General features: G+C 60.3%; 6 protein-coding genes and 2 pseudogenes. 5 read left to right on the top strand and 3 right to left on the bottom strand.

Going from position 1 to position 10437, the window contains the following annotated elements:
• A pseudogene (locus AC1DYD_RS37755) lies at positions 1-236 on the top strand (hypothetical protein); the annotation flags it as partial.
• A gap of 116 nt (positions 237-352) precedes the next feature.
• Here AC1DYD_RS37755 and AC1DYD_RS37750 read toward each other — a convergent pair.
• Positions 353-2383, bottom strand: a complete 2031-nt coding sequence (locus AC1DYD_RS37750; protein WP_478177852.1) for a CHAT domain-containing protein — start codon at positions 2381-2383, stop codon at positions 353-355.
• On the bottom strand, positions 2384-3871 hold the full coding sequence (locus AC1DYD_RS37745) for a metallophosphoesterase (protein ID WP_478177851.1): 1488 nt from the start codon (positions 3869-3871) through the stop codon (positions 2384-2386). It abuts the gene before it with no gap.
• A gap of 326 nt (positions 3872-4197) precedes the next feature.
• On the opposite strand from AC1DYD_RS37745, the gene AC1DYD_RS37740 reads away from it, so the two are divergent.
• The gene (locus tag AC1DYD_RS37740) at positions 4198-5343 is read left to right on the top strand and encodes a DUF2235 domain-containing protein (protein ID WP_478177850.1); all 1146 of its coding nucleotides are present in this window, start codon (positions 4198-4200) and stop codon (positions 5341-5343) included.
• 228 nt (positions 5344-5571) lie between these two features.
• Positions 5572-5991: pseudogene (locus tag AC1DYD_RS37735) on the top strand (IS110 family transposase); the annotation flags it as partial.
• Positions 5992-6328: 337 nt separating this feature from the next.
• Here AC1DYD_RS37735 and AC1DYD_RS37730 read toward each other — a convergent pair.
• On the bottom strand, positions 6329-6730 hold the full coding sequence (locus AC1DYD_RS37730) for a lipase family protein (protein ID WP_478177849.1): 402 nt from the start codon (positions 6728-6730) through the stop codon (positions 6329-6331).
• A 779-nt stretch (positions 6731-7509) separates the two neighbouring features.
• Between AC1DYD_RS37730 and AC1DYD_RS37725 the strand changes: the two genes are divergently transcribed.
• The gene (locus tag AC1DYD_RS37725; RefSeq protein WP_478177848.1) at positions 7510-8613 is read left to right on the top strand and encodes a hypothetical protein; all 1104 of its coding nucleotides are present in this window, start codon (positions 7510-7512) and stop codon (positions 8611-8613) included.
• Positions 8614-8626: 13 nt separating this feature from the next.
• Positions 8627-10387 (top strand): peptidoglycan recognition protein family protein, encoded by a 1761-nt coding sequence (locus AC1DYD_RS37720; RefSeq protein ID WP_478177847.1) that lies wholly within the window; start codon positions 8627-8629, stop codon positions 10385-10387.
• The last annotated feature ends 50 nt before the right edge of the window (positions 10388-10437 follow it).

Here is a 10437-nt window from a genome sequence, read left to right as displayed (position 1 = left end):
GACGATGGTTCAATGAACTGCTCGAAGCCAGCGCCCGGATCCGCGCCACGCGCACGCTGAACAAGCGCTCGCCGCGGATGGTCAAGCGGCGTCACTCGCCTTACGCATCATTCGACCACCACGCGCCGACGCGCGTGCCCACGGATTGCACTCCCGAGATCATCGGCCCTCCCGGACCCCGACCCAAACCAGCCGACTCCCACATACCGCGCCGTTTCAGGTCCTTCATAGTCTAAACGAACAGTATTGAGTCAAGACCGATTTAACCAATCGCCTCACACACAAAAATTCTGACACCCCCCCTAAATGGAAATTTCGCGTGAGCGTGTCAATTTGTCGGAAAAGTACCCGATCAATAGTCCCAATCCGGTTGCGGGCTTGCGGGCAGTCCCGTCAACAAAGCTTCGGCCGTCCCCGCCATCGGCGCAAAACCCGGGGCCAATTCGTTGAGCCATTCCAGGTAGCGAAGAATCTGGCGCCTAGTCGAGAACACGTGAAATGACGACGCCCCCGTCAGCGTGACGATGCGACGCGCTGCCTCGAGCGCGCGCTGCGCAAAGTTTTCGAGAGGACGTAGTTGCTGCAAGCCATCCACGAGGGGTGCGAGTAGGTAGAGTTCGGCAAGATTGCCGAACGCCCACGCACGATTGCTTGCGTCGCCGGTCTCGGCGTCACTCAATGACTGGACTTCGGCAGCGAGCCACAAAGACAAGGTGTTTTGATCGGACCTGTCCAATGGCTTCGGCAAGCGCTTGAGGTCTTGCAGCACCAGCGTCAAAGAGATGAATTGCACCACGACCCACGGATCGGCGCGGCGCAGAAGATAGGCTTCCCAATAAAGGCCGCGCGCCACTTCCAGGCTCTCGATGATGTGCGTGCCGACCGAAGACCTCTCGCTGACGCCGCCGATCCATTTTCCGAAGGCGTGAAACTGCAACTGCGCCTCACGCTTTTGGGTGCTGGCCAGTTGCGCGAGGATTCGCGCTCGCTGTTGAGGAAATGCTTCCTTCAATTTCTCGAGGCGACTCCGTGCCGTGGCCACGTGCGAAAGTACCTTGGAAATCAATCCGGGGCCTTCCGCCGCGGACACCTGCGAAACGGTCGAGCGTTCCGCCGTCTCCCGCAGCGACAAGCGCAAGAGAACTCGATCGGCCGCGGCGAGAGCACTCTCGATGCTGCTCATCGCCTGCTGAATGCAGGCATCGACGAGCTGCCCCTCGAAATTCGGGGGGAGCGTCGCATAGGCAGTCAGGCTCGCCCAATCGTGCGTGTCGCGATATCGCGCGTGCAAGCGCCGCCGCAGGCCGACAAGAAGCTTTCGCGGATCTTCTCCCCAAAAAAGGCCTTCGTACAAGTCTTGCACCAGCATGACGGAGCCGCCGAATGACAGCGGGAACTGGCTTGCGACGATCAGCGGCACCCCCGACTCGTGCAGGGCATGGCCAATGCTTGCGCCGACACCGGTGACCGTCCCCACGTTCCCCCCATTGCAGCTCGCTAGCGTGACGACCGCAGGGCGCGTGAAGCAGCCCGGTTCATTTTGCTTAGGCGCGCGCAAGATGCTCGCCAATCGCTCGCCAGAGACGACTTCGCGACCTGACGGATCGCTGGACGAATGCAGCGCAAGACCGTAGCGCACGTCGTAGTCTGTGCGCAGTTCGACCCCGTGTGCCAGGATGTGGACATGGGTGTATTGACCGGTGGCACAGGCTGCCTCCAGACTTGCAACGGTGGCGTTCGGCAACAAGGTCAATCGCTTCTTGACCATCTTGCGACGAGCCTCGTCGTCCAGCCCATCCGGAATGAGCCACGGTATCAAGGTGCGGCGCAGCGCGAGGAGATGAGCTTCTGCCGGTACGGGCTCCAGGCCCTCTGGAGACGCGTAGGCAAACAAGACGCGAGGCCGCTTGGGCCAGACGATCGACTCCTCCGCGACACGACGCGTTTCGCGGGTAATGCAGACAGGCTGCTGTGTCTGCAGCGACAACGGTTGCCCCGCGCCGGGAAATCCACTCGGCGCCGTTGCCAGTTCGAACGGCAGCAGCGCCAGTTCGGAAGCTGACAAAATCAACCGCAGGTGTGTCACCCGATCGCACTCGTCGCCCGTGCTGTCTTGTCTGTTCAGATCGGCCGTGAGCCCCGGAATGCTGCCCAGCAGATCCCCCAGTACGCGCGCAGTGTCGGCAACCTGAAATTCCCGTGGCTCTTCCCCCATTTGATAGCTCAGCGCGCGCAGTCGATAGAGCATCTGGTTTTGCTCGAAGGGCACACGCCATGACACCGCGGAGTGGTTTTCGCACAACGCAAGGTAATCGGTCAGCGGCGAGAGCAGCTGATTGTTTGGCGGCCCGTGCCGCAAGAGCTCGAGCGTGATCGTGCGCATTTAGCCACCTCTGGTGAAGGCGGTACCAGGAACGGGATCCATCTTGAAGTTCTCGCTCTGCGGAACCGGAACCACATGAACCAGCTCGCCGGTCGCTCCGCCTTGGGGTTGCGCACGGATTGCCACCACCGTGTTGAGCTTCATCACGACATCGACTTGCGCGTCCAGCGTTTCCATGTTGCCGCGTTGGAGCACGCCATACAGCTTTGCGAAGGCCACCGCATCGCGCCGTCTTTCTGGCGTGATCCGCATCAATCGCGCCCACGTTCCGCTGTTGAAGTAGACGCCGCTCCCGTACCTGCGCGGCAGGGCGCGTTCAAGATGGGTATGGCCGGCCAGCAGGAAGTCAATGGCAGGGGAGACTTCCTTGTCGAGCGCCTTCGCCGTGTCGTCGTAGTCTAGAGGATCAAAGCTTTGGTCGGTATCGAGCTTGTCCAATTCCTCGCGCAATACTTCTTCGGTGGATTGGTTGTTCACCCATTTCCACAGTCCACCGGCAGTCCCGAGTTGGCTGGCCTGGTTGCTCTCGACCATGACAAGCGGATCGACGTTGCGACGAAGGGCATCCTCGACAGCCATCACCATGTCGTCTGCAGCCGCGGCCGGATCCGTGCGGGCAAAGGCACCGGAAGCCGCCGCAGAGGCGGACTGGATGGGTCTGCCCATGACCTCCTCTCCGAGCATTCCGCGTGGCTTGCGCAGTGTCGCCGTCAGTCTGTTGGCCGCCACGCCTAAAGCATTCGACAAGCGGTCAAGCGATGCAAGCTGCGTTGGGTCGCAAGCGACCAGCACGGGTACGACGCCTTCCTTCTCCGGCTTGAGAAGGTCGACAAATGGAAAGCGTCGCTTCACCTTGTTCATCACGTCGATCACCATCTGCGTGCCCGCGTTGGGGATCCACGGCTCGATCGGGCGACCCAACTCCACATCGCGGCCGATCTCGCGAATCTTTTCGAAATCTGCAGGGTTCCAACGATCTACTTCGTTGCCGTGCAAGCACAGCACACTCTTGCCGCCGACAGTGCAAGCCACCCCCGTGCCGTCCATGACCAATTGGAGCCGATGCGGCAACTGGCCATCCTTGGCCGTGGTGCCCGTGAGCAGCTCGACCAGTCGACGCCGAACCCAAGGCAACGCGAGTTCGAGGTCATGGTTGCCAAGATTGATGATCAGGTGGCGATTGGCCCGTTCCAGAAATCGGCGCAGCGCCGCAAAGATCGGCTTGAACGTGGGGTCGGTGAGGGCGATTCGCTCGAGCTTGGCAATTGCGCCGTAGGGGTCGAAGTGGCGCGGATCGCTCTCGGCTAGAAAGTCGATGAAGTCGCCATTGATCACCAGCGCAATGTCCTGGGCCGGATCGCGGTTCGCTAGGTCGCAGATGAACCATTCCATTGCCTTCGTCGACCCGAAAATCTGAAACCCGATGTCGCCGCCAAAGTGCAGGTCGGAAACGACATAGAGTTGGTCGAATCGTGGGTGAGGGATCACGTGAAGCGCCCGAGTCTTTTGGCGGCATTGTGCGCGCAGGATCCCAGCAGGTCCATCCACCAATTGAGGGATGCTTTTCCTCAACTGCCACAAAGGGAGTGTCCCCCGTACTCGTCCCCCGCTACGATCGCGTTTTCTCTCCCAGCATCGGCGGGGCGGGCCTTGGCAGACTTGCTCAATCGAATTGAGGAGGAAGCCGCCTCGATCTTGAGGGAGCCGCCTTGGCGAACGAGCGGTTTCGCGCAAGACTTCCGGATGGAGCCGGCCGGACAGCCGCTGCTTCGGGCCGGCTCGCCGTTTCCCAATCCCTGCCAATAGGAGGATGCATGTCCAAGAATCTTGTTTTCTGTGCGGACGGTACCTGGAATGGACTGGGTAGCCAGGACGACACCGATCAGTTGGATCCCGACGCCACCAATGTCTTGCGGCTCTTCTCCGCGTTGGAGGGCCAGGTCACCGACGAGTCCCTGCGAAAACGCGATGAACTGGAGAAAGTGGTATTCGACAAGGACTCGGACGTCACGCAAATTGCGAAGTATCTGCATGGCGTCGGTGATTCCAACAATGCTATCCGCAGACTCCTTGGCGGCGTATTCGGCGAAGGCTTCATCCAACGCATCGTGCGGGGCTACTCCTTTCTCTCCAGGAACTACGATCCCGGCGACCGGATCTACCTGGTCGGTTTCAGCCGAGGGGCCTACACCGTTCGCGCCCTGTGCGGCATGATCGTGAAGATGGGATTGCTGCCTTTTCGAGCTATGATCGGCTCTGACGGAAGGTACGACCCCGAGCTCGCGTACAAATTGGGCATCCATGTGTGGGCTCGATTTCGAGAAGAAGCCGGCAAGCTCAGCACCCTGCTGGGCTACGTCTCTGAGTTCAAGGGGAAGCACATTGATCTCGATTCATTGATCCAGGTCCCGTCGATCGACACCGTTGCCGTGTGGGACACGGTCGGCTCGCTCGGCATTCCCATCCAGGCCATTGGCGAGGACCGCAACATCGATATCTTCAAGTTCGCGGACTGCGCACTGTCGCCCCGGGTTGCTGCAGGATTTCATGCGCTCGCGATTGACGAGCAACGCATCGATTTCGTGCCGACCTTGTGGGATGCGCGAGAGGACGTCGTCCAGCGATGGTTCTGCGGCGCGCATTCGGACGTCGGCGGTGGCTACGAAGACCGGAACTACTCGTCGATCTCGTTGGCTTGGATGATTGGGAAACTCAAATCCCGCTTGGTGCAATTTCAGCCACAGACGGCAGCGGCTGTCCCCGAATTCGGGCCGATGCACACCCCATACCTCGACCCACCCTTCGCGATTCGTCCGCACGGGCCCCGGGTCCTGCCTGACGACGCATTTTTTCATCCAAGCGTGCAGGAATGTCTTGACAAGTTCGGGGCCTACGATCCTGCAAGCCTGAAGGCACTCCTGACGCAGCGTCGATTGCAAGCGAATCGAATTGGCGAATGAAGCGAGCGTTCCAAGTCGCTGCCATCGTGCCAGCATGCTCCTGATTGGCGGTGCCCGAAAGCCGAACTCCACGGACAAGCATGGTCAATAACGCTAGATGGGATGGGCACCCCCCGCCCTTCGGGGCGGAAGGGGTAAGGACAGAGGCACCTGCGGAACCRACCGGCATGCATCACTGTGGCTAAAGTGGAGTTTCCATCCAACCACTTTGAGAAACGGAGGCCCGAATTGAATCGCACGACATATGGTCTGGATATCGCAAAGCGCGTATTTCAGTTGTATTGGATCGATGCCGACATAGGAGAGATCGTGAATCGGCGCTTCAGCCGGACGGAACTGATCGAGTTCTTGTCCAAGAGCTCTGCGGGGCGGATCGCGCTTGAGGCGTGTGGCAGCGGGCACTGGTGGGCTCGCAAGATCCGCTCGCTTGGCTACGAAGCAGTGTTGCTGCATGCCAAATTCATTCACCCCTTTGTGCAAACCAACAAGACGGATGCTGCTGATGCCCGAGCGACTTGGACTGCGGTTCAGCAGCCTGGCATGCGTACGGTAGCGGTCAAGAGTGAAGAACAGCGAGCGGTGCTGGGCTTGCACCGAGTACGCACTCAACTGACCGAGTTCCGGACGATGCAAATCTATCAACTGCGCGCTCGACGAAGACGTTGTCGCGCCAGCAGCCTCTGCCGTCCATGCTTTGGCGTGCACCGATGCGCTGCACCTCGGCGATGAATTCGGCGCTGCTGAACTGGCTGCGCCGCGCGGCAGAGCCTGGCCGCGTACTTCGCGTTCTAGAACGCGCGCCGGCCACATCAGTCGCACGACGGGCGAACGCCAGACATGGTCTACTTCGCCACGCTGCCCGCGATAAAGGAGGCTGCCTGATGGGTTGAACCATCAGTACATAGCTCAACCGGGGCGTCTCCGGCGGCCTGGCAGGGGCATGAAGATTGAAAGATCAAGCCGCAGCCAATCCACTTATCTCAGGTCAAAGCGTGTTCAGACGGGCGGGGCCGGCTCTGGTCTTCCTGTCGTTCTGCATGAGCGTTCGCACCACCAGCCCGCCCATGGAGTGCGCCACGATGTAGCAACGGAATGTCGTGTCGAGTTCGTCGCCCGTCGGGCTCTCTCCTTTTGCATTGGCCGCAGCGCGCGCAGTGGGCCGCACGAGTTCGCGCACCATGGCGATCAGACTTGATAGCTCCTTGGCGTAGTCCTCGAGGGAAGAGGTCTGCCCCGTTCCGCGCAGCTTCGACGCCGCGTCGTAGAACCGATGAATGATGATCGACGCGATCGGAACGCCCTCTTCCAGCCGCTTCCTCCCCGCTTCGCCGCTCGCGTAGGCAGGGTCGACAATCCATGCCGTCCTTGTGGAGGACGTGGTATCCATCCATATCCGGATGACAGGCGCGCCAGCGGCGACTCGAATAAATAGGACTTTGGCTTTTCCTTTTCAGCGGTGGCCGGTACACAGTAGAGCCCACGTTAAAACCGCTGTAGAGATCCGCCGCGGTCTCGTCGCGCTCGTCCGCAGTGAATGCGAAGCCTCTGACATAGATGACGGGGTACTTGAAAGGCTCAGGCCCCGATGACTTCGTTTCGGGCATGTAGATGTCCTCCGGTGGATTGGAGCCAAGGCGCAATATGCGGCAGTCGCCTTGATATCGGAGCCGATAAAGGCGCAAGGAAGGTGACAGGTAGGAACCAACGCCGCCCATTAGGCCGAGTTTGATGTCGAAGCCTGGCCGCACGACAAGCTCGCCATTGGCAAGCGCGTCTCCCTGTCCGGCAAGGTCCACCTGCAGACGGGTGCCATTTTGCTGGGCTTGCGAGAACCCGTTGCGCGAGCATGTCGGCAGCGAGCTAAGGACTTTAGAAGCCGGTCAAGCCATGGGTGTCTATCGATACTCTCCGAGGTTCTCGAAGGTTCCGACTGCCTGGCTTGCTTGGCGGCATTGCATCCTCATTACGGATGAAAGTCACAATGCTGCCCCTATAGACATCGAGTCGAACATGAACGATGCTCTTCTCCTCCATTCAGACTGTCCATGAACGATCAGTAATGGGGTCGATGCAATCGATGCATCTTGGGGCAGCGACGTGCAGTTTTAGTTGCGAGTGCATGTTCTGCGGACTGCGTGACGAACGCGTCTTCTTTGGAGAGTAGGCATGGATCCATTTACGGTGTCTAAGATCCGCTGGAGCGAGGCCGATGCCAACGGCTTGAAAGTTCTTTCTATATATGCGCGATTTGATCCACGCTATGCCGTGTACCGGACCGAAGAACGGGTCACCATTCAGTTCGCTGATGATCCGAAACTGGAGAGCGAGCAACGCGAGAAGGTGGCTCGGCTCTCACCACTGAGAGGCGAGATTAACGGCTTGGTCGATGGCTGGCGGACGAATCGTCAAGAAAGGTTCAAGAGTGCTGCGCTTCGCTACGACCGCCGTGTCGCGGACACCTTGATCGTCGCGTTGGAAGGCGATGTGGACTCCGCCGTACAGATCCTGGCCCAAATTCGCGACGATGTCGTCGCTGAGCGGAAATCGCTCGCGCGCTTTAAGTATCTGTTCTGCGCCTTTGCGACTGCAGCCGTCCTCGGCCTCATCGCCTGCTTCGCAACCAGCGATTTTGCCCAAGCCCACTCTTTGTTCGTGCCCTACGGCCCGTATACCGCAAACACTTGGTTGGCGCTTGCCGCAGGCACGCTCGGTGCGTTCTTCTCGATCGCTCGGGGAATCAGCAGCCGCAGTATCCACACAGACCTGCAGATGGTCGACAACATCATCGATGCCATCGTGCGAGTGGTGATCGGCGCGATCGCGGCGGTCGTCCTTCAGGCACTGCTGGACGCCAACTTGTTCTCACTCCATCTTGGAAACGCCGTCCTGGGCGCCACGGATCTTCCGATTGGCACAGGCGGAGCCAATCTTCACATCACGCCTCCCCTTGTCTTGCTAGTTGCGGCGTTCATTGCCGGTTTCAGCGAGCGGCTGATCCCGGATCTGCTTGACAGCGCCACCATGACCGCTTCGGACAAGCCGCAGACGGCGTCACCCACGCCTAAGCCAGAAGAGAGCCAAGGGAAAAAGCGTGACGTCGAGGCAGGGTACAGAACCCAAAATGCCCTCGACGCCGGTCCGCTCGACGGTGAGTCTCATGTGGAAGAAAGAGTCGATGGCTGTGATGTCGACGTTTCCAACTCCGATGTGCCACCCACTCCGGATGACCGCTTGCCGGCCGCCTCTGGTGGTGTCACCAGCAGCCGCTAGGGAGGTCAGGAAAATGGTCTTCTCCCTTACATGGCTACCGAGTGTGCTGGAGGCGGCAGGCCTCAAGGTCGCAGAGGTCGATGGATGGCGCAGCCGCGGGCGGGCCGACATGGCCGCCGTGCGCGGCATTATCTGTCACCACACCGCAGGGGCCGCGAACGGCAACATGCCGTCCCTCGATCTCCTGATACGGGGTCGTTCTGATCTTGCCGGGCCGCTTTGCCAGCTGGGCTTGGGACGCGACGGGACCTATTACGTCGTCGCCGCGGGCCGAGCGAACCACGCGGGCGCCGGCCGGTGGCGAGGAATCGACACTGGAAACTCCAGCTTTATTGGAATCGAGGCGGAGAACACCGGCCACGCTGACGATGCCTGGCCGGCCGTTCAGATGGACGCCTATCACCGTGGAGTGGCGGCAATTCTTGCCCATATCGGCGCTGACGCAAGCATGTGCTGTGCGCACAAGGAATATGCCCTTCCCGTGGGGCGCAAGAGTGATCCACTTTTTGAAATGGCTCCGTTTCGGGCCGCTGTGCAAGCGATATTGTCGGGTCAGGCTGCGCAGCCCGCGCTAATTCCAGCGGTTGATGCCAGGTCGCGCCCCACGTTACGGCGGGGTGACGAAGGCGACGTTGTTAGTCTCCTCCAGCAAAAGCTCGGTGTGAAAAGCGACGGCCGCTTCGGGCCTGGGACGGAGGCGGCTGCGCGCCAGTTCCAGCGTGATCACGGTTTGGTTCCTGACGGCATCTTTGGACCCAAGTCATGGGCAGCACTGGATGCGACGACTGCGATTACGGCTTCGGGCCTGGCGCCAATTGCGCCAATCGAAACTACGCCCCCCGTTTCTCCAGGGGCTGCGCCCGTGCCGGGGGGGCGACAGCTGCCACGCTTGGAAGACGATACGCACGGAGTCAGGGTTCAAGGCAACAAGGCGCTCACGCCGGATGGAGAAGCGTTTGCGCAAGTCTTTCGAGCAGGCTTCTTTACGACCGGACGTACTTCGCTTGCCAAATGGCTCGCCAGCTTGGACGCTCCACCCTCAGGTCTCGGCGACTCCGTGATTCGCGTCGTCCGCGCGATGTGCGTCAATGAAGGTGGGCTTGAGGCAGTCAATTCCTATGACGGAAGCTTTTTGTCGGCCGGGATCTTCCAGTGGACTGCCGGCGCGAACGACGAGGCAGGCGAGCTGCCTGTACTACTTTTCCGATTCAAGTCGGCCAGCCCGGAGGCCTACGAAGATTGCTTCGGCCGCTACAAGCTCGATACCCTGGTGAAGACGGGCGCGTTGACCGGGCGTCTGGTGCTTGATGGCCGTCAACTCGACAGTTCAGGTTCCAAGATGCCACTGCGACGGGCCGAGTGGGCCTATCGATTCTGGCGCGCCGGTCATCATCCAGATTTCCGCGCTGCCCAATTGGCGCTCGCTGCCAGCCGTATCGAACGGTTCATCAAGATTCCCGTGGTCGGGCATGCGATCGGCGAGTGGCTAACCTCCCAATACGGAATCGCCTTGATATTGGACGAGCACGTCAACCGTCCCGGCCACGTCCCAGGCACACTCGAGGCTGCGCTCACGAAGCTGTTTGGCGATCAGGTAACTTCTCAGCATCCAGAGACATGGACCGAAGCTGAGGAGCTGCGGCTGATTGACGCCTATATCTCGGCACGTGAAACGACAAGCATGACCAACTCCACGGCGCGCGCGCGCCTCATCGGCGAGTGCACCCACACGGGACAACTGTCGGATGATCGAGGGTCTTTTCACCGCCAATAGCCTGTTGTGCGATCCCGATCGGGAGGATGCTGTCAGTTCTTGACCCAATA

It is taken from the genome of Variovorax sp. P4_B11 (assembly GCF_056402355.1).
This window is presented reverse-complemented; position numbering and strand designations above follow the sequence as displayed.

What these genes read in the sequence shown, in the direction of transcription:
- AC1DYD_RS37750 (WP_478177852.1), bottom strand. Translation starts at nt 2,383, where the DNA reads ATGCGCACGATCACGCTCGAGCTCTTGCGGCACGGGCCGCCAAACAAT.
- AC1DYD_RS37740 (WP_478177850.1), top strand. Translation starts at nt 4,198, where the DNA reads ATGTCCAAGAATCTTGTTTTCTGTGCGGACGGTACCTGGAATGGACTG.
- AC1DYD_RS37730 (WP_478177849.1), bottom strand. Translation starts at nt 6,730, where the DNA reads ATGGATACCACGTCCTCCACAAGGACGGCATGGATTGTCGACCCTGCC.
- AC1DYD_RS37725 (WP_478177848.1), top strand. Translation starts at nt 7,510, where the DNA reads ATGGATCCATTTACGGTGTCTAAGATCCGCTGGAGCGAGGCCGATGCC.
- AC1DYD_RS37720 (WP_478177847.1), top strand. Translation starts at nt 8,627, where the DNA reads ATGGTCTTCTCCCTTACATGGCTACCGAGTGTGCTGGAGGCGGCAGGC.